The organism is Kribbella swartbergensis, assembly GCF_054784135.1.
The window spans coordinates 95300-118671 of the sequence record NZ_BAAGPM010000041.1; the positions used below are offsets into that span (position 1 = coordinate 95300).

At 68.5% G+C, this 23372-nt stretch carries 18 protein-coding genes and 1 pseudogene; 12 read left to right on the top strand and 7 right to left on the bottom strand.

Annotation, left to right across the window (positions count from 1 at the left end; all coding sequences use genetic code 11):
• Positions 1-63: 63 nt before the first annotated feature.
• Positions 64-2100 carry a DNA topoisomerase (ATP-hydrolyzing) subunit B gene (gene gyrB, locus ACYVOK_RS33410; protein ID WP_460666594.1) on the bottom strand — a complete coding sequence of 679 codons (2037 nt, stop codon included), beginning with the start codon at positions 2098-2100 and terminating at the stop codon, positions 64-66.
• A 353-nt stretch (positions 2101-2453) separates the two neighbouring features.
• Between gyrB and ACYVOK_RS33415 the strand changes: the two genes are divergently transcribed.
• From ACYVOK_RS33415 to ACYVOK_RS33425, 3 genes are read left to right on the top strand one after another with little or no spacing between them, the layout of a single operon-like run.
• Positions 2454-3089: a hypothetical protein gene (locus ACYVOK_RS33415; protein ID WP_460666595.1), complete on the top strand. Its 636-nt coding sequence runs from the start codon at positions 2454-2456 to the stop codon at positions 3087-3089.
• The gene (locus ACYVOK_RS33420; protein WP_460666596.1) at positions 3086-3694 is read left to right on the top strand and encodes a hypothetical protein; all 609 of its coding nucleotides are present in this window, start codon (positions 3086-3088) and stop codon (positions 3692-3694) included. The genes ACYVOK_RS33415 and ACYVOK_RS33420 overlap by 4 nt, the downstream gene beginning before the upstream one ends.
• The gene (locus ACYVOK_RS33425; protein WP_460666597.1) at positions 3691-4254 is read left to right on the top strand and encodes a hypothetical protein; all 564 of its coding nucleotides are present in this window, start codon (positions 3691-3693) and stop codon (positions 4252-4254) included. The genes ACYVOK_RS33420 and ACYVOK_RS33425 overlap by 4 nt, the downstream gene beginning before the upstream one ends.
• 4 nt (positions 4255-4258) lie before the next feature.
• Here the strand turns inward: ACYVOK_RS33425 and ACYVOK_RS33430 are convergent, their stop codons facing one another.
• From ACYVOK_RS33430 to dnaA, 6 genes are all read right to left on the bottom strand, one after another.
• Entirely contained in the window at positions 4259-5578 is a 1320-nt protein-coding gene (locus tag ACYVOK_RS33430) for a hypothetical protein (RefSeq protein ID WP_460666598.1), read from the bottom strand.
• A 57-nt stretch (positions 5579-5635) separates the two neighbouring features.
• Complete coding sequence (locus ACYVOK_RS33435) at positions 5636-6076, bottom strand: DciA family protein (protein ID WP_460666599.1); 441 nt, start codon at positions 6074-6076, stop codon at positions 5636-5638.
• A 133-nt stretch (positions 6077-6209) separates the two neighbouring features.
• Positions 6210-7349, bottom strand: a complete 1140-nt coding sequence (gene recF, locus ACYVOK_RS33440) for a DNA replication/repair protein RecF (RefSeq protein ID WP_460666600.1) — start codon at positions 7347-7349, stop codon at positions 6210-6212.
• A gap of 1 nt (position 7350) precedes the next feature.
• Positions 7351-8268: a phosphogluconate dehydrogenase (NAD(+)-dependent, decarboxylating) gene (gene gnd, locus ACYVOK_RS33445; RefSeq protein WP_460666601.1), complete on the bottom strand. Its 918-nt coding sequence runs from the start codon at positions 8266-8268 to the stop codon at positions 7351-7353.
• A gap of 28 nt (positions 8269-8296) precedes the next feature.
• The gene (dnaN, locus tag ACYVOK_RS33450; protein WP_460666602.1) at positions 8297-9442 is read right to left on the bottom strand and encodes a DNA polymerase III subunit beta; all 1146 of its coding nucleotides are present in this window, start codon (positions 9440-9442) and stop codon (positions 8297-8299) included.
• Positions 9443-10031: 589 nt separating this feature from the next.
• Entirely contained in the window at positions 10032-11579 is a 1548-nt protein-coding gene (dnaA, locus tag ACYVOK_RS33455) for a chromosomal replication initiator protein DnaA (protein WP_460666661.1), read from the bottom strand.
• 1626 nt (positions 11580-13205) lie between these two features.
• Between dnaA and rpmH the strand changes: the two genes are divergently transcribed.
• The 9 genes and pseudogenes from rpmH (at position 13206) to ACYVOK_RS33500 (ending at position 20911) form a co-directional block, all read left to right on the top strand.
• A complete protein-coding gene (rpmH, locus tag ACYVOK_RS33460; protein ID WP_130386492.1) occupies positions 13206-13343 on the top strand; it encodes a 50S ribosomal protein L34 in 138 nt (45 codons plus the stop codon).
• A gap of 24 nt (positions 13344-13367) precedes the next feature.
• The gene (rnpA, locus tag ACYVOK_RS33465) at positions 13368-13715 is read left to right on the top strand and encodes a ribonuclease P protein component (protein ID WP_460666603.1); all 348 of its coding nucleotides are present in this window, start codon (positions 13368-13370) and stop codon (positions 13713-13715) included.
• On the top strand, positions 13712-14023 hold the full coding sequence (gene yidD / locus ACYVOK_RS33470; RefSeq protein WP_460666604.1) for a membrane protein insertion efficiency factor YidD: 312 nt from the start codon (positions 13712-13714) through the stop codon (positions 14021-14023). Before rnpA ends, yidD begins: the two co-directional genes overlap by 4 nt.
• Before the next feature lie 9 nt (positions 14024-14032).
• Positions 14033-15010, top strand: a pseudogene (gene yidC / locus ACYVOK_RS33475) (membrane protein insertase YidC); the annotation flags it as partial.
• A 313-nt stretch (positions 15011-15323) separates the two neighbouring features.
• Complete coding sequence (locus tag ACYVOK_RS33480; RefSeq protein ID WP_460666605.1) at positions 15324-15848, top strand: Jag family protein; 525 nt, start codon at positions 15324-15326, stop codon at positions 15846-15848.
• Positions 15849-15909: 61 nt separating this feature from the next.
• Entirely contained in the window at positions 15910-16545 is a 636-nt protein-coding gene (gene rsmG, locus ACYVOK_RS33485; protein WP_460666606.1) for a 16S rRNA (guanine(527)-N(7))-methyltransferase RsmG, read from the top strand.
• Positions 16546-16794: 249 nt separating this feature from the next.
• Positions 16795-16998 (top strand): hypothetical protein, encoded by a 204-nt coding sequence (locus tag ACYVOK_RS33490; protein ID WP_460666607.1) that lies wholly within the window; start codon positions 16795-16797, stop codon positions 16996-16998.
• A gap of 122 nt (positions 16999-17120) precedes the next feature.
• Positions 17121-18056: a ParA family protein gene (locus ACYVOK_RS33495; RefSeq protein ID WP_460666608.1), complete on the top strand. Its 936-nt coding sequence runs from the start codon at positions 17121-17123 to the stop codon at positions 18054-18056.
• Between the two features lie 1892 nt (positions 18057-19948).
• On the top strand, positions 19949-20911 hold the full coding sequence (locus ACYVOK_RS33500; protein ID WP_460666609.1) for a ParB/RepB/Spo0J family partition protein: 963 nt from the start codon (positions 19949-19951) through the stop codon (positions 20909-20911).
• The last annotated feature ends 2461 nt before the right edge of the window (positions 20912-23372 follow it).

Below are 23372 nucleotides of genomic sequence, written 5' to 3' on the forward strand. Positions count from 1 at the left end.
CGTACGTCGGTAGTGGCTGGCGCGAGGTGGAAGCGCCCGGCCGGGTGGCGGCCGGGCGGCCGGTCAGATGTCGAGGAAGCGGACGTCCTTGGCGTTGCGCTGAATGAAGCTGCGGCGCGCCTCGATGTCGTCGCCCATCAGCGTCTGGAAGGTCTCGTCGGCGCGGACCGCGTCGTCCAGGGTGATCTGCAACAGCACCCGGTTCGCCGGGTCCATCGTCGTCTCCCACAGCTCCTGGGCGTTCATCTCACCCAGACCCTTGTACCGCTGCGTGCCGTTCTCCTTCGGGAGCTTCTTGCCCGCCTCGAAGCCGGCCTGCAGCAGGCCGTCCTTCTCCCGCTCGGTGTAGGCGAGTTCGTGCGTCGCGTTGGTCCAGCGGATCTTGTACAGCGGCGGCTGGGCGGCGTACACGTGACCGCGCTCGATCAGCGGCCGCATGAACCGGAACAGCAGGGTGAGCAGCAGGGTCCGGATGTGCTGGCCGTCGACGTCGGCGTCGGCCATCAGCACGATCTTGTGGTACCGCAGCTTGTCCTCGTCGAAGTCCTCGTGGATCCCGGTGCCGAGGGCGGAGATGATCGCCTGGACCTCGTTGTTCTGCAGGACCTTGTCGATCCGGGCCTTCTCGACGTTCAGGATCTTGCCCCGGATCGGCAGGATGGCCTGGAACTTCGGGTCCCGGCCGCCCTTGGCGGAGCCGCCCGCCGAGTCACCCTCGACGATGTAGACCTCGCACTCCTCCGGGTTGGTCGACTGGCAGTCGGCCAGTTTGCCCGGCAGGCCACCGCCGCCGAGCAGACCCTTGCGGTTGCGGGCCAGGTCACGGGCCTTGCGGGCCGCGATCCGGGCGCTCGCCGCCGCGGTCGCCTTGCGGATGATCTCGCGTCCCTCGGCCGGGTTCTGCTCGAACCAGGCGCCGAGCTTGTCGTTCACCACGCGCTGGACGAAGCCCTTGACCTCGGTGTTGCCCAGCTTGGTCTTGGTCTGGCCCTCGAACTGCGGCTCGGCCAGCTTGACCGAGATGATCGCGGTCAGGCCCTCCCGGATGTCGTCACCGGTGAGCCTGTCCTCCTTCTTCTTGATCATGCCCTGGTCCTCGCCGAACGAGTTGACCAGCGAGGTGAGCGCGGCCCGGAAGCCTTCCTCGTGGGTGCCGCCCTCGTGCGTGTTGATCGCGTTGGCGAAGGTGTGCACCGACTCCTGGAAGGAACTGCTCCACTGCAGCGCGACCTCGAGGCTCATGTCGTTGTCACCCTGCGCCGCCTCGAACGAGATGACGTCGCGGTGCACGGTCTCGCGGATCCCGGTCAGGTACTTCACGTAGTCGACCAGGCCGTTGTCGTACTTGAACGACTGCTCGACCGGGTTGCCGTCCTCGGTGTGGTCCGGCCGCTCGTCCCGGATCACGATCTCCAGGCCCTTGTTCAGGAAGGCCATCTCGCGGAACCGGGTGGACAGCGTCTCGTACGAGTACGTCGTGGTCTCGAAGATGTCCGGGTTCGCCCAGAAGGTGATCGTCGTACCGTGGTCGTCGGCCGGGCCCACCTCGGCCAGGTCCTCGTCCGGCACGCCCATGGTGAAGGACTGGGTGTAGGCCTTGCCGTTCTGCCTGACGTCGACGCGGAGCCGGGTGGACAGCGCGTTCACCACGGACACACCGACACCGTGCAGACCGCCGGACACCTTGTACCCGCCGCCGCCGAACTTGCCGCCGGCGTGCAGCACGGTCAGTACGACGGTGACGGCCGGCTTGCCCTCGGACTCGACGATGCCGACCGGGATACCGCGGCCGTTGTCCTCGACCCGGATGCCGCCGTCGGGCAGCATGGTGACGACGATCCGGTCGCACACGCCGGCCATCGCCTCGTCCACCGCGTTGTCGACCACCTCGGTGACCAGGTGGTGCAGACCGCGCTCACCGGTCGACCCGATATACATACCCGGCCGTTTCCGGACCGCGTCGAGGCCCTCGAGGACCTGGATCGCACTCGCGTCGTACTCCCGCTCCACGACGCCCGAGAGCATCTCACTGTCGGGTACGACGGTGCCGATGGGGTCGGCGGACTGGTTGGCGTCGATCTCGGTCGGCTCGTCGGTCACCGGCTGTTGTCCTCCTCGGACCTCGCGTCAGCGAGGCATCGCGGCACAGTGGAAGCCGCCCCCTCCGGTGCTGCTGGAGGTGCGGCTGGCTCTACACCGCCATTCTACCTGTCGACCGAAGCAGAACCGGCCACCAAGGGCCCGGAACTCATGCCAGGGCGTCTTTTCTCCCTCGTCGCCATGTCCCCTCTCGCGGATGGGGGGCTCAAAAGCGCTCACGGCCGCACAGCGGCCTCCGACCCTATCCGGGCCGACCGTCTGTGAACCGAGACCGCGAACAGCGGTCCAGACCGCTGTCCGGGCGGCCGGACGGGCGGCGGTCCGCGCACCCACGGCCCTCTAGGATCGCTGCCGTGGAAAGTCTCGACGACGTCATCGACGCCATGATCGCCGACCGGGTGATCCACCGGCACCGGCGCAAATGGCTGATCGCGATCGCACTCGTCGTCGTTCTCGCCCTGGTGGTACTGGCCACCGGCGGCTGGAAGGAGAAGGAGGGCCGGGCCGTCCCGACCCTGACCGCGCCGGTGACCGTCGAGTCCGGCAAGTGGGAGTACAACTTCACCAAGGCCGAGATCCGGGTCAGGAAGAAGGGTGAGTACACCGACGCCGAGGCGGAGCTGCGGGTGTACTTCGACCTGAAGAACATCGACACCGAAGAGCAGACCAGCGACAGCCTGAACGGCACCCTGCTGAAGTTCGTGCCGGGCGGCGGAAAGGATCTCGTCGACTCCAACGGCGCCAACTGCCGTGGCGAGCTCAACTGGGTCCTCGTCTACGGCCTTCCGCCGGAGAGCTGCTTCACCGAGTTCGAGGTTCCGCCGGACTTCACCGCCGACCTGGTCGAGATCGGTGTGCTGGGGGAGCGCTACGAATCCGACAACGCCCTGCTCGGTGCGAACGACGATCCGTACTGGCACAACGAGCGCCCGGATGCCGTCGTACAGCTCAAGCCGACCGTCGTCGACGTCACGGAGGGGGACCAGTGAAGCTCTATCGCCCCGCCACTGTGCTGGTCGGCGTCCTGTTCGTCCTGCTCGGCGGCCTCACCCGGCTCGCCACCCCGGAGCAGGTGTTCGAGGAGCAGAACCTGGAGGTCGTACACGGCACGATCGGCGAGCCCCTCAAGTATGCCGGTGGAGACTCGACACTGGCCGTCACCCGGATGAAGTTCGCGAAGGCGATCGTCGAGGAGTCCGGCAGTGACGACGACAAGCCGATCGAGACCAACGGTGTGTTCGTCGCCCTCGAGTGGGACACCGTCCGCGGGGTCAAGAAGCCGAACAACCTGAGTGCGCGCCTGCTTGCCGACGGCGGGACCGTGTACGAGCCGATCGGTGGGCTGAACGACTCGGGGATCGACTTCCCCGAACCCGGCTTCGCCAAGACCGGCGCCGTCGTCTTCGAGGTGAACCCGACCGATCTGAAGGGGCTCAAGCTGCAAGTCCGGCCGAGCATGTTCTACAACGTCCTGAACTCCTACATCGAGGTCGACCTCGGCGTCCCGAGTGAAGAGGTCGCCCAGCAGCTCGTCGACGGCGCCGAGGCGCAGTACGTGCTGCAGAAGCCGGTCGTCCGGGTGGCGTCCTCATGAGGGGCATGACCCGTGCGGCCCGGCTGGCGGCCCAGATCTCGCTGTTGGTGGCGCTGATGGCGGCGAGCGCGTACCTGGTGACCCGGGTCTACCTCGGTGACGAGGAACAGGTCTGGAACCAGGGCAACGTCAACGAACTGGTCCGGAACGGCGGCCCGGTGACGATCGGCGACGTCGAGTGGAAGCTCGACTCGCTCCAGCCCTATACGCGGATCGTCGACGACGAAGGCAAGGAGATCGGGCTGGGCGCGCCGGCCGGCTCGGTGCTGATGGTCGCCAAGCTGACCGCGACGCCGCGCGAAGGGACCTACCTCAAGGACGGCGGTTTCAGCTGCTCCGCGAACCTCATGGACGACCGCGGCAACATCTGGTCGTCGGCCAGTACTTCGGACTGGGAGCTGCCGACCAGCTGCTTCGGCAGCGACGACGTCCAGTTCGAGCTGAACAAGCCCGGCAAGGTCGCCCAGATCTTCGTCATCCCGGCCGACGCCGTACCCCATGTCATCGGCGTCACCATCCAGACCCGCGAGGATTTCCGCCGGGTCCTGATCACGCCCTGACGGTTCAGGCCGGCGCCGGCGCCGCCTTCTCGGCCTCCGCCGCCTCGGCCTCGGCCCGCCGTTCACTGCCGACCGAGATGCACAGGTCGAAGGCGGCTGCGAGCAGGGCGATCCGCAGCGTCTCGAAGACGACGTCCCGGATCAGCTCGGCGATCTCGTGGTTCATCAGGCCCCAGCGCTCGCCGTGGATCCCGATCAGCCGCTGGATCCCGACGAACGCCCAGTCGTCACCGAGCTGCCAGAACGTGTAGACCATGCAGACCACGCCCAGGAACACCGGGCCGACCCGGACCAGCAGCCGGAACGCGTTCAGCGTCGGGTAGAACTTCTCCCGCAGCCCGCCGAGCACCAGGTTCGGTGCCTTGGTGGTGAGGGCGGCGATCCGGTTCTGCGGCGTCTGGACCTCGACCTCGCCGCCGAAGCGCCGCTCGAGCCGGGTGCCGCGGAATACGCCGCTTCCGGACAGCACCCGGTGACCGAACACCACGGTGGTGATCGCCAGCCAGGTCAGCGGCTCGGCGACACCGAGCTTGAACAGCGGCCACAGCGTCTCCCAGAAGAATCCCCAGAGGAACTCGATCCCGGCCGGGATCGGGATGTGGATCCCGTCGAAGAAGCTCTTGACGTCGCCCCACCAGCCGACCGTCCAGTACCAGAAGTTCCGGTCCCGGAACCAGTCCTTGCCTTCCTCGATCGCGTACGGCGTGACCACGACCGTGATCAGCAGGAAGAACGCCTCGGCCCAGACCTGGGCGAACTTCGCCGGCCGGCTCGGCCAGCGGTCGTCGATCGCCTCGATCACCCGGCGCAGTACCAGCAGGACGACGATCGCCGGCAGGTACTTGTGCCAGGCACCGCCGCCCAGGTCGAAGAAGCCCGAACCGGGCTGCAGACCGCGCTCCACCTGGTTGCTGACGGTCAGCTGCGACACCTGCTCTTCCAGGAAGCCCCACGCCGACCAGACCGCGACCAGCGGCAGCAGGGTGACGGCCAGCAGTTCCATCAGGCTCTGCTGAGTCGGGTCCGAGGTCTCCTCGGCCTGGTTGCTCGCCGCGTCCCGCCAGCGGTACAACGACGTCGCGCAGGTCCGGATCATGCCGACGTACGCGGCGATCTGCATCAGTACGCCGGCCGAGAACACACCGACGCCGATGCTCGAGTGCGAGTGCTCGGCCAGCCAGATCGCGCTCTCCATGCACAACTTGAAGCCGACGTACCCGGCGAGGAACCAGGTCATCAGGGGCAGCAGGTTGCGCCACCAGAGCCGGAAGGTGTCTCCGAGCAGGTGAACCATCTCGCGGAAGCCGTCGACGATCGTGCGCATCGCGCCCGATCCTAGGGGAGCGCCGGGTCGCTCCCGCAATTCGCTCTCGCGGGCCGGTCAGCCGTAGGTGTCGCGCGGTCCGCGGCCGCCGCGGATGGTGCGGGGGCCCTTGCGCCAGCTCGGGGCGTGGGGCCCCTGGACGTTGACGCGGGTGACCGTTCCGTCGCCGAGTTCGGCGTTGAGACGCCGTACCAGATCAGGGGCCAGCATCTTCAGCTGCGTGGCCCAGGCGGTGGAGTCGGTGCGGACGGTGAGCTCGGTGTCCTGGTAGCTCTCCGGCTTGCAGTGCTCGGCCATCTCCGGCCCGACGATCGCCGGCCAGCGCGCCATCACACCGTGTACGGCGACGTCGACCTCCCAGCCCTGGTCGCGCATCAGCCGGCCGAGCGTGGTGGTCAGGCGCTGCGGATCCCGGTCGTCCGGCCGCGCACTGCTGATCTGCGCGCCGTCGATCCGCGGCCGGCGTCGGGGCCGCCTGACCGGTTGGACCGGGCTCATGGCCTTGAGCCGGCCGGCGAGCGATTTCGCCAGGTCCAGTCCCTGCTTGTCGTGCTCAGGTTCACCCGGCCGCTCCGGGGCGTCTCCGCCCGCTGTGCTGTTCTCAGGGCCGCTGTCAGAGGAATTCCGGGGTTCAGGCACGGCTGACGGCCCCCTCGCCGACGTCGAACCGCACACCGCTGAGCTCAGCGGGCACGTCAGCGCCCACGGCCGCGGTCACCAGCACCTGCTCAGCGGGAGCAACTAGCTCGGCCAGCCGGTCGCGGCGCTGCGTGTCCAGCTCCGCGAACACGTCGTCCAGGATCAGCACCGGCTCACCTCCGTCCGCTCTGAGCAGTTCGTACGACGCCAGCCGCAGCGCGAGTGCGAACGACCAGGACTCACCGTGACTCGCGTACCCCTTCGCGGGCAAGTCCCCGAGCCCGAGAACGACGTCGTCGCGGTGCGGACCGACCAGCGACACGCCACGCTCCAGCTCGTCCTGCCGCCGCTCGCGGACCGCGTTGAGCAGGACCTCGCCCAGTTCCTCCCGCGAGACCACGCCGGGCTCGAGCACGACCGACGACTTGTACTCCAGCCGCGCATCACCCTTGCCTCGGGCAACGGCGTCGTACGCGCTGGAGACCAGCGGGCGAAGGGATTCCAGCAACTCGAGCCTGGTCGCCAGCAGTTCGGAACCGGCCCGGGCCAGGTGCGAGTCCCACACCTCCAGCGTGCGCAACTGCCCCTCGGCCGCGCTCGAACGGTTCTGCCGGCGGGCCATCGACGCGCTGCGCAGCAACGAGTTCCGCTGCTTCAGCACCCGGTCGTAGTCCTGCCGTACGCCGGCCATCCGCGGTGACCGCAGGGTGAGCAACTCGTCCAGGAACCGGCGGCGTTCGGACGGATCGCCCTTCACCAGGGCAAGGTCCTCGGGCGCGAAGAGCACCGTGCGGAGCAACCCGAGCACGTCACGCGGCCGGGGGACCGGCGACCGGTTCACCCGGGCCCGATTTGCCTTCCCAGGATTGATTTCCAGTTCGACGATCACGTCGCGGTCGTACTGGCTGCGGATCTCGGTGCGCACGATCGCCCGGCCGGCACCGGCCCGGACCAGCGGGGCGTCGTTCGCCACCCGGTGCGAGCCGAGCGTCGCGGTGTAGTGGATCGCCTCGACCAGGTTCGTCTTGCCGTGCCCGTTCGGGCCGACGAAGGCCGTCACGCCCGGCTCGAGCAGGACCTCCGCCTGCGGGTAGGACCGGAAGTCGATCAGACCGAGGGCGGTGACAAACACCTCAGTGCTTGGCCGGCGGCGTCGCGTACGACGGGTCCTCGGCCCCCTTCACCGCGTGACCGCCGAACTGGTTGCGCATCGCGGCGATCGCCTTCATCGCCGGCGAGTCGTCCTGCCGGGAGGCGAACCGGGCGAACAACGCCGACGCGATGGCCGGCACCGGTACGGCGTTGTCGATCGCCGCCTCGACGGTCCACCGGCCCTCACCGGAGTCCTCGGCGTACCCGCGGATCTTGTCCAGGTGGGTGTCTTCCTTCAGCGCGTTCACCATCAGGTCGAGCAGCCACGACCGGATGACGGTGCCCTCGCGCCACGACTCGAACGTCTCCGGCACGTTGTCCACGATGTCCGCGGCCTCGAGCAGTTCGAACCCCTCGGCGTACGCCTGCATGATCGCGTACTCGATGCCGTTGTGGACCATCTTGCTGAAGTGGCCGGCGCCCACCTTGCCGGCGTGCACGAACCCGAAGTCGCCCTCGGGCTTGAGTGCCTCGAAGATCGGCATCACCGTCGCGACGGTGTCGTTGTCGCCGCCGCACATCAGCGCGTAGCCGTTCTCCAGGCCCCAGACCCCGCCGGACACCCCGCAGTCGATGAACTTGATGCCCTTCTCGGCCAACTGGGCGGCGCGCCGGGTGTCGTCGGTCCACCGGCTGTTGCCGCCGTCGATGACGATGTCGCCGGCGGACAGCAGGTCGGCGAGCTCGGCGATCACCGGGTCGATGGCCTGCACCGGCACCATGATCCAGACCACCTTCGGCTGGTCCGCGGCGGTGAGCTTGCCGACCATGTCGGCCAGGTCCTTGGCGTCGGAGATCTCCGGGTTGTGATCGAACCCGACCACGGTGTGGCCCGCGTTGCGGATCCGCAGGCGCATGTTGCCGCCCATCTTGCCGAGACCGACAAGGCCGAGCTCCATCGTGAAAATCCCCTTGTTCTGTTGGCTTTCAGCTATTCAGGCGGACCGGCATCAGCACGTACCGGAACTCGCCGATCGGTTCGCCCTCGAAGTCCCTCAGTCCGGTCAGTTCGGCCGGTTTCGTCGCCTGTGTGAAGGCCAGGTGTGCGACCGGCGTACCGATCGCGTTCAGGCCGTCGAGCAGGTACGTCGGGTTGAAGCCGACGGTCACCGGGTCGCCGGAGATCCGCGCCTCGATCGACTCGGACGCCTGCGCCTCGTCACCGCTGCCGGCGTCGAGCGTCACGCTGTCATCGCTGAACGTCAGCCGCACCGGCGCGTTCCGCTCCGCCACCAGGGCGACCCGCTTGACCGCCTCGACCAGGGTCGCGGTGTCGATCCGGACCCGGGTCGCGATCGCCGCGTCGGTCGGGATGATGCCGCGGACCTTCGGGAACTCGCCGTCCAGCAGCCGCGTGGTGGCCCGCCGATTGCCGCCGGACACCTCGCCCTCGAAGCCGACGATGCCGTCACCGGTGCCGGGGGCGGCCAGGGAGACGATCACGTCCGACCCGGTCATCGCCTTCGCGGTCTCGGACAGCACCCGGGCCGGCACGAGCGCGGCCGCGGACGCGTCGGGGGACTGCGGATTCCACTCGAGCTCACGGATCGCGAGCCGGTAGCGGTCGGTGGCCAGCAGCGAGATCGTGGACCCCTCGATCTCGACGCGGACGCCGGTCAGCACCGGCAGCGTGTCCTCACGGCCGGCCGCGGTCACCACCTGCGACACGGCCTGGGCGAACACGTCGCTCTTGACGGTGCCACTGGCGGCCGGAAGCTCCGGCAGGGCCGGGTATTCCTCGGTGGGCAGCGTCTGGAGCGTGAACCGCGAACTGCCACAGGTCACTTGAGCCTTGGCGCCGTCGACCGCGAAGTCCACAGGCTGGTTCGGAAGACTCTTCGAGATGTCGGCGACGAGCCGGCCGGAGATCAGGCACTTGCCGCTGTCGGCCACCTGCGCGGGCACGGTGACCCGGACCGAGGTCTCGTAGTCGAAGCCGGACAGGGTGATCTGCCCGTCCTCGGCCTCGACCAGCAGGCCGGCAAGGATCGGGACGCTGGGACGACTGGGCAAGCTGCGCGCGGCCCAGGCCACCGACTCGGCCAGTACGTCGCGCTCGACGCGAAACTTCACCGCTGGGTGCCTCCTGATTCGGCTGTGTGCCAGGCAGATCCTGCCACGGACAAGTGTGATGTGCGCCAACCGGGCATGACGTGGCGCTTCGGGCGGGTCGCGTCGGCGTCGTTCCTGAGTCTGTGCCTCGTGCTCTGTTCGGTGCGGTGATTCCTCTTCTGAGGACAGCCTGACAGGTCCCTCAAGCCGGCGCGAGAGTGGGGTTTTCCCCAGGTCGGGCCGCTCGATCGTTTTGTGGACTCGTGACTCTCTACAGATTCCATAGGGTTCTTAGCACCGGTGGATACTGTGGAAAAGCCGCGAGTTCGCAGGTCAGATGCCGATTCGGGCTGGGGACGGCGTGTGGACGAATCTCGGTCGGGCTTGGGACGCCTGGTGACGACGGATTCTGTCCCCACAGCGAATCCACAACACGCACCGACGTGTCCACCGTGATACCCACAGTTATCCACAGGGGTATCCCCAGGCTGTGTGGTTCGTGTGACCGCGTCGTAGCCCTCGGCGTACATGCGGTCGGGCGAGGCCTCCGGCCCCGGGCCCGGCTCCGCCGAGCACCTGCTCGCGGCCGGCAGGGACGACGGAGCGCGGCTCATTGCTGCTTGGCCTGGTGCTTGATCCGGTTGGTCAGCTCGGTCACCTGGTTGAAGACGCTGCGCCGCTCCGACATGAGCTGACGGATCTTCCGCTCCGCGTGCATCACCGTCGTGTGGTCGCGGCCGCCGAACTGCTGGCCGATCTTCGGCAGCGAGAGATCGGTCAACTCGCGGCACAGATACATGGCGATCTGGCGGGCGGTCACCAGCACGCGGCTTCGGCTCGAGCCACACAGGTCGTCGATCGACAGACCGAAGTACGACGCCGTCTGGCCCATGATCATGCTCGCCGTCACCTCCGGCTTGCTGCCTTCGGGGATCAGGTCCTTCAGCACGATCTCGGCCAGGCTCAGGTCGACCGGCTGCCGGTTCAGGCTGGCGAACGCGGTGACCCGGATCAGCGCGCCCTCGAGCTCACGGATGTTCGTCTGCACCTTGCTGGCGATGAACTCCAGCACCTCGGGCGGCGCGGTCAGCCGCTCGGTGGCCGCCTTCTTCCGCAGGATCGCGATCCGGGTCTCCAGGTCCGGCGGCTGGATGTCGGTGATCAGACCCCACTCGAACCGGTTCCGCAGCCGATCCTCCAGCGCCTCCAGGCGTTTCGGCGCCCGGTCGGAGCTGATCACGATCTGCTTGTTCGCGTTGTGCAGCGTGTTGAAGGTGTGGAAGAACTCTTCCTGGGTCTGGATCTTGCCCTCGAGGAACTGGATGTCGTCGATCAGCAGAACGTCGACATCGCGGTACCGGCGCTGGAACTGGGCGGCCTTGTCGTCGCGGATCGCGTTGATGAAGTCGTTGGTGAACTCTTCGCTGGAGACGTACCGGACCCGGGCCCCGGTGTAGAGACTGCGGACGTAATGCCCGATCGCGTGCAGCAGATGGGTCTTGCCCAGACCGGAATCGCCGTAGATCAGCTGCGGGTTGTACGCCTTGCCCGGCGCTTCGGCGACCGCGACCGCGGCGGCGTGCGCGAACCGGTTCGAGCTGCCGATGACGAAGGTCTCGAAGGTGTACTTCGGGTTCAGCCGGGCCTCGCCCTGCGCCTCGGTGGCCTGCTGGCCCGAAGCCGATCCGTTCGGCAGCGGCGCGACCGAACCCATCTGGTGACCGAACGGCTGCTGCGGTGCACCGAGCTGTGGCGCCGGACTCTGCGCCTGTGAGTACTGCTGTCCGGAGGTTTCGGGCTCGGTCAGCGCGGACTGGATCGTCGGCTGGTACGCGCCGTCGGTCCGCAACGGCTCCCGTACGGCGGGGGGCTGCTGCTTCGGTGCCTGCTGCTGGGGCTGCGGCTCGCGAAGCTCCGGGTCGAGGGACGGGTCGACGGTCACCGCGATGCGGATGTCACGGCCGAAGCTCTCGGTCAGTATGCGCTCGAGGTCCGGGCGGAGCCGGGTCTCGAGCTGACCGCGGGTGAAGTCGTCGGGCACCGCCACGATGGCGGTGCTCTCGTGCAGTGTGACCGGGCGCGAGTTGGTGAGCCAGGCACGCTGATTCGGCGGGAGGCCGCCGAGTACGCGGGCCCAGGCGTCGCCCAGGTCCGTCACCGGTGCCGGAGCCTCGACACTGCCGGGGTTGTCCGGACGCGGATCCGGCTCGTTGCGGGTGGGGCCGGTCGGGTCCTGGGGCTGGTACGCCGGCGTTTGCCGCTCGTTGCCGTACTGGTCGCCGCTGAACTGCTGGTTGCCGTACTGCGGCTGGTGCTGCGGCTGGTGCTGTGGCTCCTCGTTGCGGAAGGGCCGGTCGCCGCCGAATGTGGGGCGCTGACCGTCCGACTCGAGGGACGCGCTGTGGCCGAACGCCGGCGGCCGGGTGCCCGGTGCACCGCCGAACCGCTCCGCACGTGGGACGTCGACCGAGTACTTGTCGTTCTGTACGTCGGCGTACCGCAGGTTGTCGGCGACCGCCGGCGCGGCACCGAAGTACGGCGTACTCGTCGGCGGCTCGTGCGTTGCACCCGGGAGATCTGTGGCGGCGCGCTCCAACTCGGAGCGATACCCCTCGCGGTACGCCGGCCGATACCCAAGCTCCTCATGACCCGCCCCCCGCGCCGGCACGCCCTGCCCCAGCACCTGCGTCGGGCCCTCCTGAGCCGGCGTGCTGGGCAGTACGTCCTGAGCCGGGGTCCGCGGCAATTCGTCGTGAGCCGGGGTCGGCGGCAATTCGTCCTGAGGCCTGGTGCTCGGAAGCTCGTCTCGACCCGGTGTGCGCACCGGCTCGTCCTGAGCCGGGGTGCTGGCTAGCTCGTCTCCGGCCGGGTCGCTGGGCAGCTGGTCCTGGACCCGGGTGCCGGGCGAGTCGTTCTGAGTCGGAAAGCCCGGGGGCGAGTCTTCGCCGGGGAGGTTCGGCAGCGAGTCTTGGGCTGGGAAGCCCGGGAGTGACTCTTGGGCGGCGAGGTCCGGACGCGAGTCCTGGGCCGGGGGGTTCTGGAGCGATGGGGTCGGGGCTTCGGCGGGATCGGTCTCTGGCACTGGGCCGGGCTCGGGAGTCATCTCTTGCCTGAACTCCGCTCCGGCATTCCCTGCGAATTCCGCACTGGCGGAATGGTCCTCGACCACGCGTTGCTCCCCGAATCCATCGCTGCGGTGGCCGGCGCGTTCCGGTGACCCGGGCGGCGCGACCGTTAGACCCGACACCGTGCGGCCGGTCCTCGCCGGCATTGCCCGGCGCGTTGCGACCACAGTTGTCCGCAGCCGGCCGCCGTACTGTCCACACGGTTGTCCACAGATGTGAACGACGGGTGGAGCCTGTTGGTTACCAGTTGCGGGATGTGGGACCTCTGGTGTGAGGGGCTGACGCTAACAAGTCCGCCCACGCTGCTTCAAGCCGTCATCCACAGGCTATGAACCCAAAATTGGGGGCAACTTGCGGCGTGTCGGGTAGACGCCGGAGCGTAGTCATGGTGAAGGAGCCATCGGTGACGACCACCTGACCGATCGTGTGCCGACTATTCTGTCCACAAGCCTGTGGAAAACCCTGGGGATGGCTGGTTTGACCTGTCCACAGGCGGCCACGTACCGTGGATCGGTCGGTGTTGAGCCGGCCCTTTCGTGCTGCGCTCCGTGCGAGACCCTCCCTTTGGCTCTTGAGTGGTGTGCAGGACTTTGCACCAGCGGCAGATCTATCAGTGGATTTGTCGACAATTATGATCTCGAGTAACCGGAGTCATTCCAGTGAGCAAGCGGACGTTCCAGCCGAACAACCGTCGCCGGCACAAGAAGCACGGCTTCCGTCTTCGCATGCGTACCCGTGCGGGCCGCGCCATCATCGCCGCGCGCCGCGGCAAGGGCCGTCAGCGCCTCGCGGCCTGACCCCTCCCCGACGGTGACCACCCCGTGTTACCCGCGTCGAACCGGTTGCGCCGGTCCGACGACTTCCGCCGCGCCGTCCGATCCGGACGGCGGGCAGGACGGCGCACGGTGGTGGTTCATCTGCTCCGGCGGGACGAGGCCGCGGCCGAGCCCCCTCGTGTCGGATTCGTGGTGAACAAGGCGGTGGGCAACGCGGTTCTGCGGAACCGGGTCCACCGCCGTCTGCGTGCCGTGATGGCCACGCGGCTCCCTGACCTGCCGGCCGGCAGCCTGACCGTCGTCCGCGCCCTGCCGTCGTCCGCCTCGGCGTCGTACGACGAACTGGTCGCGGACGTCGACGGTGCGCTGACCCGGTTGCTGGGGCCACGATGAGGATCAATCCCGTGAAGAGCGGGATCATCGGTTTCCTGAAGCTCTACCGGACCTTCGTCAGCCCGATGTACGGGCAGGTGTGCAGGTTCTACCCGAGTTGTTCGGCGTACGCCCTGGAAGCGGTCGAACGCCACGGTGCGGTGCGCGGTTGCTGGCTGGCGGTGAGGAGACTCCTCCGCTGCCACCCGTGGAACCCCGGCGGCTACGACCCCGTTCCACCCACAGATGTCGACCAGCGCGGAGAGTCGATCTCCGCCAACCAGCCCGGACCGTCGGCCGACGCCGGGCCTGTGCAGCGAGGTGCTTGAGTGACTCTTCTGGCCATCCCCGGACTCGCGTTGTGGGACGGGATCGTAGACGTATTCAACGCGATCATGACGCCGCTGTACCACGCGGTGGCGGCGCTGCTGGTGGGATGGCACTGGCTGCTGTCGCATGTGCTGGACCCGAACGGCGGCTGGGCCTGGGCGCTGTCGATCGCCGGTCTGACCATCGTCATCCGGACCCTGCTGATCCCGCTGTTCGTCCGGCAGATCCGCTCCAGCCGGAACATGCAGCTGCTGCAGCCGAAGATGAAGGAGCTGCAGAAGAAGTACGGCCACGACCGGGAGAAGCTCGGTCAGGAAATGATGAAGCTGTACAAGGAGACGGGCACCAACCCCTTCTCCTCGTGCCTTCCGCTGCTGCTCCAGTCGCCGGTCTTCCTCGCCCTGTTCCGGGTGCTCGACGGCGCCTCCAAGGGTGAGAGCCACAGCAGCATCATCACGCCGCACGTCGACTCGCTGCGGCACGCGAAGATCTTCGGCGCCGAGATCTCGCAGACGTTCCTCCGGGCCAACGGTGACGGCTCGGCGAACGTCAAGGTCGTCGCGGTCGTGCTGATCATCCTGATGACCGCGACCATGTTCATCACCCAGCTTCAGCTGATGCGCAAGAACATGCCGAAGGAGGCCCTCGAGGGCCAGGCCGCGCAGATGCAGAAGATCATGCTGTACGTCTTCCCGATCTTCTTCCTGATCGGCGGCTTCAACTTCCCGATCGGTGTGCTCATCTACTGGTTCGTCTCGAACGTGTGGACGATGGGCCAGCAGTTCTACGTGATCCGTCGCAACCCGGCTCCGGGCACGCCGGCGTACGAGGCGATGGAGGCCCGCAAGCGCGAGCACAACCTGCGCGCCGGCCGGCCGGCCGAGGAGGGCCTGGCGGACGCGGACGGTACGACGACGGCAACGGCCACGGACCGGCGTCCGGCGCAGCGGCAGCAGCCGAAGCGGCAGTCCCGGAGCAACCGCAAGGGCGGGGGTCCCGGTGCTCAGCCCGCGGCCGGCACCGGTGACACGGCGGCGGCGTCGAGCAACGGGCAGGCGTCCCCGAACGCCACGCCGGAGGCGGCCAAGAAGACTCAGGCCGGTGCTGCCAAGAAGCAGCCGGCCGGCAAGAAGGGTACGACGGCGAAGCGCCAGCCCGCGGCGAAGTCGGCCGCGCAGAAGAAGGCGGCGCAGAAGAAGTCCGGCGGCTCCCGCTGACCGGAACCCCGCCGGTAACCCTGCCTGCTTGTGTACACCTGGGTCCCCGTGGGGCGGGCCTCGAGATCGTGAAGGAGTGGCCGTGAGCGACGGCATGCAGAACCCCGAGGCGACGGAGCAGTCCGGTGCCAAGACGAGCGCTGCGGAGCGTCTCAAGGCGCTCGAGGCGGAGAGCGACATCGCGGCCGACTACCTCGAGGAGTTGCTGGACATCGCCGATCTGGACGGCGACATCGACATGGACATCGACGGCGACCGGGCCGCGGTCTCGATCGTCGGTGCGGAGCTGAACAACCTGGTCGGCGAAAACGGCAAGGTGCTGGAGGCGCTGCAGGAGCTGACCCGGCTGGCGGTGTACCGGGAGACCGGTGAGCGGTCGCGGCTGATGCTGGACGTCTCGAACTACCGGGCGAATCGCAGGGCCGAGCTCGAAGAGGTCGGTCGCAAGGCGGTCGAGGAGGCGAAGGCCACGGGTGAGCCGGTGCGGCTCGATCCGATGACGCCGTTCGAGCGCAAGGTGGTCCACGACGTCGTCGCGGCCGCGGGCCTGACCAGCGAGTCCGAGGGCGAGGAACCACGCCGCCGCGTCGTGGTCCAGCCGTCCTGACCATGGCTGCCGGACGTTCCCGCTTGTGACCGAACCTGTTTCACGTGAAACGCCGCCGCTTGTGGAGGAGCTGTTTCCACAGGCGGCGGACCGGCTTGCGGCGTACGCCGACCTGCTGGCCACCCAGGGAACGCTGCGCGGGCTGATCGGCCCGCGCGAGGTGCCGCGGCTGTGGGACCGGCACCTGCTCAACTGCGCCGTCGTCGAGCGCCTGATCCCGGAGGAGTCGACGGTCGCCGACATCGGCACCGGCGCCGGCCTGCCGGGGATCGTTCTCGCCCTGGTCCGTCCCGACATCCACGTGTCGCTCGTCGAGCCGTTGCTCCGGCGTACGACGTTCCTCCAGGAAGCGGTCGAGGAACTCGGTCTCGGCAACGCCACCGTGGTCCGATCCCGTGCCGAGGAACTCCCGCGGGCGTCGTACGACGTGGTGACTTCTCGTGCCGTTGCTCCCTTGGGCAAACTGGCCGGGTGGTGCCTGCCACTGTGTGCCGAAGGGGGACTGATGCTTGCGATGAAGGGATCGTCCGCCGAGGACGAGCTGGACGCGTCGGAACGCGAACTCGAGGCCCTCGGGGCCGAGGTCTGGCACATTCACCAACTCGGTGTGGATGAACTGGCCCAGCCGACGACAGTCGTGAGTATTGTGGCCGGACGTGCTGCAGGGGGATCCCGGCACGGAAGACGCGGGAGGTGAGCGGGTTGGTGAGTCGTGCCCTCGGATGGCCAGAGAAGAGCACCGGTGAGCCGAACACAGCGCAAGGCATCGGCTGGCCGACAGACACCCAGACCTCCGTCCACCTGATCACCACGAACCCGTCTACCCCAGCCGATCCCACACGTTCGACTCCAGATGCCAGGCCCGAGCCGACCTCGGATCGTGGCAGCACACCGGAGGATCCTCGGCCGGAGTCCAGTGAGCCGACCGGGACCCAGCCATCGGTCGATGGACACCATCGGCCGCTCGACGGTGCTGCTCTCCGGGCGGCGGCTGCGACTCTCGACCTCGGCCGCTCGACCGACGCTGCGGCCGTTTCACGTGAAACCGAGCAGCCGCGAGATGATGGCGGCCACGCCGAATCGGCGTCACTGGTTGACGCCGGCAACGACTTCGACGAGTCTCCACGGCCTGTGGATGACGACCCCATGAAACTGCCTCCGCACACGGGAATTCGTCCACAGAGGCCTGTGGACGAAGCTGGGGGCAAACCCGCCCCGACCCCCACTGACATCCTCTTCGGGCCAAGTCCCGCACCTATCGGAATGGGCGCTATGACTGCCGCACAGATCGCCGCGCGGGCCACGTCGGACCAGCTTCAGCGACGACTTCTCGAGACTCCGATCGCCGCCGCCACCGAACGGACCCTGCTGGTGAATGAAGGACGCACCATGGGCCGGGAGTTCCCGTTGCCCGCCGAGACCCGAGTCTTCGTCGTCGCCAACCAGAAGGGTGGCGTCGGCAAGACCACGACGACCGTGAACGTCGCCGCCGGCCTCGCGCTGTACGGCGCCCGGATCCTCGTCATCGACCTGGACCCACAGGGCAACGCGTCGACCGCTCTCGGGATCGACCACTCGGAAGGCACCCCGGGTGTCTACGAGGCGATCATCGAGGGCGAGCCGCTGAGCAAGCTGATCCAGCCCTGCGCCGAGCACCCGGGCATCCAGGTCGTCCCGGCCACCATCGACCTGGCCGGCGCGGAGATCGAACTCGTCAGCATCGTCGCCCGCGAGAGCCGGCTGAAGCGGGCTCTCGACGCCCACCTGGCCGAGACCGAAGCCGCGGGCGAGAAGTACGACTACGTCTTCATCGACTGCCCGCCGTCCCTTGGCCTCCTCACGGTGAACGCACTGACCGCGGCCCGCGAGGTGCTGGTCCCGATCCAGAGTGAGTACTACGCCCTGGAGGGTCTGTCGCAGCTCCTCCGCCACATCGACATGGTGAAGTCGCACCTGAACCCCAGCCTCGACGTCTCCACGATCCTCCTCACCATGTACGACGCCCGCACCAAGCTCGCCGGCGAGGTCGCCGCAGAAGTCCGCGGCCACTTCCGCGACGCCGTACTCCGCACGGCCGTCCCCCGCTCGGTCCGAATCTCCGAAGCCCCCAGCCACGGCCAAACCGTCCTCGCCTACGACCCCGCCTCAGCCGGTGCCCTCTCCTACCTAGAGGCGTCCCGAGAAATAGCCATGCGCAACAACCCCTAACCCACCCCGCCACACCACCTTCTTCAGTGCGCCGGCCGAGCCCCTCGGCCGGCGCACTGCTTTCCAACCCAGCGACACACCAGCGACGTTCTGGCCGAAATGCCCGGGCGGCCAGCAGGCTCCGTCCGTATCCGTAAGCCGTCTCCCGTGCCGCACCGATCCGCCTCGTCGCCAGCGGCTCCACGAGGCACCCACGGCCCGCCCGGCCGCCTACCTCTCCCAACCCGCACCAGCACTCCCGTTCCACGTGAAACCTCGCCGGCACCGGGCCGACCACCCACAGCCGCCAGGGACTGACCAGGTCGAGGGCGGGGCCCCTAGGTCGGGCGGTCCATCGAGATGTCTTGCGACAGCGCGCGATGGCGCCTCGATCCGGCCGACTGATCGGCCCTACGATCCCTGCGCGCCTTGGGGGCTATCTGTCCGACCGAGCAAACCGGCATCAGCCCGAACATCTGGCCCCCTGGCGAACCCCCGGTCCATTAGCCAGCCCAGCACCGTTTCACGTGAAACGAAATCGGGAGGGCATGGGCCAAGGAATCGGGCACGGCATGGAGGCTGGCGACGTCGGCGCGCCCCACCACCGGTTCCGTGTCTTCGTCGAGGCCCTGCGCGGTGAACGCGCTGCCTCGAGCCCGACATGACGAGCGTCCCCGTGTGTCGCTCGTGGTGACGAACGGGGTTTTGCCCGAGCTGCAGCGGAGTTGACCCCCTCTCCTTCTCCCTCCCTTCTCCCGTCCACCCTCCGGCTCGCCATCCCTCCCCGCCTTCCCTCTCCGCCTCTCCGCCTCCCCTTCCGCCTTCCCTCCTCCCTTCCATCCTCCCGCCCTCCCTTGCTGACGCCCCGACCTGTGACGGCGGCCTGGCGTCACTGCCCGGCGCCCTCCCTCCCTCCCCCCGTGCTCCTTCAATGCGGTCCCCCAGTTGGCGCCCTCCCAGGCCGCGGTGCGACAGGGGCACACCCCTGCGCGCGCCTCCGACGGCGTCGTGCTGGGCTGGGCAGCCCGAGTCGGCCGCGGCGCGCTTCCGCGAGCGGCCACCTCCCGGGCGAGGCTGCAGGAGTCGTCGGGCCTGAGCTCCGTTCCACGTGAAACGGGGGGAGTGATTCGCCGGATCTCATACCGACATACGACGCGAGAGCGACACGGCGGCCTGCCCCACTTGGCTGGCCTCGTCCGGACGCCAGCCGCCCGCAGCCACTGGCCGACCGTGAACTCTGCCGCACACCTTCGACAGACCGGGGCAGGGGTGCGGGTTCGGGACAGGAGCCGTCATCAGGCCGGCGGGCGAGCCAGCCCCCGCTGCGACACAGGTCCTCCGAGCACACAGACCGGCGTCTCGGAGCCGCCGAGGCAAGCGCCTCTCATCGACCACCGCCCCCGAGTGATTTGTCGACCTATCGAGTTGGTGACCCCGCACCGCCTGGCTCGCCCAGGCACATCTGTACGCGGAGGTGGCTGCTCCGCGCGCTACGACCCGCACCGGCATGCTCCTCGCAGTAGCGACTCATACCGCTCGTACTCGTGACAGGTCAGCCCCTCCAACCGCAAGATCTCGCTTGCCGCGTTGCCCGGCACGTCGACCATGGCTGGGCGTAGCTGTTGCCGTGCCTGGACGTTGGGCGCCAGTACGTCGCCTCGCCGTCCGTTTCACGTGAAACGACTGTCGGGGAATGCCCGTCGGCTGGAGGCGCCTGGGCTGCGATTCCAGGTAAAACGAAGTTCTCGAGTCGGACAGGGGAGGCATGCGGGAAGCGGTGAGGTGGACCAGTTACCGTTGCTCAGGCAGCTTTTGGCTGCCGTGTTGGTCGGCGGCGTTTCACGTGAAACAGCACAGCGGCCGGCCCGTAGTACTTGACGAACGTCAGCAGGTTGTCGAACTCGAGGAGCGCGATGAACACCCGACTCGGACGTGGACTTGGTGCGCTGATTCCCAGCTCGCCCGCTCCCGGTAGCAGTACGACGCTCGGCAGCAAGTCCACTTCGATTCCGGGTGCACCGCCCGCTCCCAAGGCCGAGCCCGAGCCGGAGCTCGCCGCCGTACCGGGGGCGTCGTTCGCGGAGATCGAGGTCGACAAGATCACCCCGAACCCGAAGCAGCCGCGCACCGTCTTCGACGAGGAGGCGATGGAGGAGCTGGTCCACTCGGTGAAGGAGATCGGTCTGCTGCAGCCGATCGTCGTACGCCGCCTGGAGCAGGACAGATACGAGCTCGTCATGGGCGAGCGTCGTTGGCGCGCGACCCAGCAGGCCGGGCTGACCACGATCCCGGCGATCGTTCGCGACACCTCGGACGACGTGATGCTCCGGGACGCGCTGCTGGAGAACCTGCACCGCAGTCAGCTGAACCCGCTCGAAGAGGCGGCGGCATACCAGCAGATGCTCGATGACTTCGGCTGCACGCAGGAAGTCCTCGCGAGCCGCATCGGCCGATCCCGCCCGCAGATCTCCAACACGCTTCGGCTCCTGAAGCTCCCGGCCTCGGTCCAGCGCCGCGTCGCCGCCGGTGTTCTGTCCGCGGGCCACGCCCGCGCACTCCTCGGCCTGCCGAGCGGCGACGCGATCGAACGCCTCGCCCAGCGCATCGTCGCCGAAGGCCTCTCGGTCCGCACCGTCGAGGAGATCGTCGCCCTCGGCGACATGAACTCCGACGACCCGGCCCCGACCCAACGCCGCCGCAACAAGCCGGTCGCCCCACGCCTCGTCGACCTGGCCGACCGCCTCTCCGACCGCTTCGAAACCCGAGTAAAGGTCGACCTCGGCAAAACGAAGGGCAAAATCACCGTCGAGTTCGCCTCACTCGACGACCTAGAACGAATCGTCGCCCTGATGGACCCCAACAAACCCACCACCTAGCGCCCATCAGCAGCGGTCGGGATCGCAACCCCCGGGGAGCCGCACACCGTCGCACCCCATCTGAGGGGTGGGCCACCCAGACGTCGGGTTGGCCCACCGGATTCACGGTGCCCAACCCACCGTCGCGCGGGTCGACTCCCCACCCCGACAGCTCGCCATGATCTGCTGAACCGGCTCCACGACACCCCCTGGCGTCCGCAGTTGACGCACCAGCACGCAGCCCTAGTTCTTCGGGATCGCCGTCCACCACCTCACCCGGCGCCGTAGCTGCTCTTCAGCATCGCTATCTGCCCGCGGCACTAGCTGAACCGACGGCGCATCTCGCTGGCCAGCAGGCGATTTCACGCGGTCCGCATGACCAGCCCCCACGCACAGTTCGGGGCCGCTCGCTACGCCGAGTCCCACCGCCCGAGCCCGCCCAAGAGCTGCACGCGCCGACCCCAGACACGCGGACGTCCCGACGCGCGAGACGCGGCACCCGGCGGGGCTCTCGCCGGGCGAGGGCTCTGGACGGGCGAGGGTTAAGGACCGGCCCGTACGCCCGGTTGGCGGTCAACCGGATGGGACGCGGGAGCGTGGGTAAACGGAACGTGCGCTGCGCGGACTTCCCGGTACGGCGAGGCGCACGACTGCGAGCGTGGGACGCGCGGGGGACTGGGATAGCGCGAGGCCGGAAGAGCGGGACCCGGCGATGGCCCAGGGTTGGGACGCGCGGGATGGAGACGCCGGAGCGCGGGGCGAACGCGCGAGAACGCTCTGCGCGGATCCCCGGGGGCTGACGAGCCGGCGAGCCTGGGGGACCGCGGGAGGCCCGGGAACGAGGTGACGGCCCGGGACCTGCGGACGAGGGTGGACCGGAACCGGGCGAGCACCGGGACGGGGATGGGCGGGATCCAGGAAGGGCTAGTCGGAGATGGGCGGGTCCGGGGCTGTCCAGGCCAGGGACGCGCCGGATAGGACGCGGGAGCGTGGCGAATCGAGGGACCAGGCTCCGCAGTGTCCCGGAACGAGCGATGCCGGAGTCGTGTGCCGGCGCCGTACGACGAATGGCGCACGACGAGCCAGCGTCCAGCCACGAGTCATGGCCCGGGAACGCGGAACCAGGACGCCGCGACGATGACGTACTGGCCGGGAGCACGCGGGCCCCTGAACGGGAGAGGGGCTGGAGGCGGCGCATGCCCACGGGACGAGCCGGGTGATACGCAGGAGCGTGGAACGCAGGAAGGAACCCTGCGCGGGGGGCGGCGTGCCGGCCGAACTGAGTGACGTCCGAGTGCCCGAGAACCTGCGAGGCCTGGGCCCGCCGGACCTCGCCCAAGTACGGGAGCGGAGCCCTGGGATCGTACGAGCGGAGTCCGATGACGCTCGGATCGTAGGACGAGCGGGACCCGAGGAATGGCGCGATCCGACGACGGGCGCAGCCGGGGACCGCTGTCCGGGGCGGGCGGGGAACCGGAGACACGTCAGTCCGGGGACACGCCGAATGGGAAGCGGGAGAACGGGCACGCCCGCCTGGGGACGGCGAGCCGCGCCGAGCGGACCAGGTCGCAGCAGGGAGGACCAGGCGAGGAGGGTCCGCGAGCGGCCTTCGCACACGACTTCGTGGGTCGGGGGCGGCTTGCTTGGCTCGGGGCTTACAAGTCAGTCGTGCCGCGGCGGGAGGTTCAGACTGGTGGGTGGGGCCAGCAGCTTTGTCTCGGTGACTGGGCGGGGCGGTGGGAGTTGAGGCAGTCTGTCTGGGGTTTGGGCCAGGCGAGGTGTACGGCGATCGGGTGCGGAGTCGGCGTTGGCGCTGGGCTGTGGGTTGTGGAGTATGCGCAGGAGTGACGGTTCGCGGGTGGGGGCGCCGGATTCCTCTGGGGGTGTGATTCTGAGCCGGGGCGGAGGGGGCGTGACGCGGTCGGCGAAGTAGTGCGGGGCGGTTCGGGGGTTGGCGGACCACCAGCGTGGGTCGTCGGTTGTGTCAGTGGTGGCTGAGCGTGGAATGCGTCAGTCAGAGGGATTGTGGGCGTCTTCCGGGGCGGTTCTGCGGGATGGCGAGGTTGCGGGTTGCTCAGAATCGCGCTCAGGGAGGAATTTCGGGGTTTTTGAGGTGGCCGGGTTGGGAGTCGAGCTGCGGGCCGGGGAGCAGTCGGCGGGATTTGTCGACAAATCTATTAACGGACTTGCGGTGGATGTTTCATGTGAAACATCGGGGCGGGAGTTCGAGGGTTCGGGCCTAAGGACTGGCGGAGTGGTGCTTCTGAGGGCGCGACGCGCCAGGTCGCCGGTGGGGAGGGCGGGGCGCCGAACGGCTGAAGAAGGTGGCGCATGAGAGGGGCGCGGCTGCGGACTGCGCGGGTGTGCCGGATTGCGGCGAAGCTCGGCGGGACCGCTCGGGGTGCCGGAGTGCTGAAGTGCCGGCGTGCCGAGAGTCGGCGGTTATCGCGGACGTGCGGATCTCGGAGGTGTCGATGCCGGT

What these genes read in the sequence shown, in the direction of transcription:
- ACYVOK_RS33425 (WP_460666597.1), top strand. Translation starts at nt 3,691, where the DNA reads ATGAGGGGCATGACCCGTGCGGCCCGGCTGGCGGCCCAGATCTCGCTG.
- ACYVOK_RS33430 (WP_460666598.1), bottom strand. Translation starts at nt 5,578, where the DNA reads ATGCGCACGATCGTCGACGGCTTCCGCGAGATGGTTCACCTGCTCGGA.
- ACYVOK_RS33435 (WP_460666599.1), bottom strand. Translation starts at nt 6,076, where the DNA reads ATGAGCCCGGTCCAACCGGTCAGGCGGCCCCGACGCCGGCCGCGGATC.
- gnd (WP_460666601.1), bottom strand. Translation starts at nt 8,268, where the DNA reads ATGGAGCTCGGCCTTGTCGGTCTCGGCAAGATGGGCGGCAACATGCGC.
- yidD (WP_460666604.1), top strand. Translation starts at nt 13,712, where the DNA reads ATGAGGATCAATCCCGTGAAGAGCGGGATCATCGGTTTCCTGAAGCTC.
- ACYVOK_RS33490 (WP_460666607.1), top strand. Translation starts at nt 16,795, where the DNA reads ATGGACACCATCGGCCGCTCGACGGTGCTGCTCTCCGGGCGGCGGCTG.
- ACYVOK_RS33495 (WP_460666608.1), top strand. Translation starts at nt 17,121, where the DNA reads ATGACTGCCGCACAGATCGCCGCGCGGGCCACGTCGGACCAGCTTCAG.
- ACYVOK_RS33500 (WP_460666609.1), top strand. Translation starts at nt 19,949, where the DNA reads ATGAACACCCGACTCGGACGTGGACTTGGTGCGCTGATTCCCAGCTCG.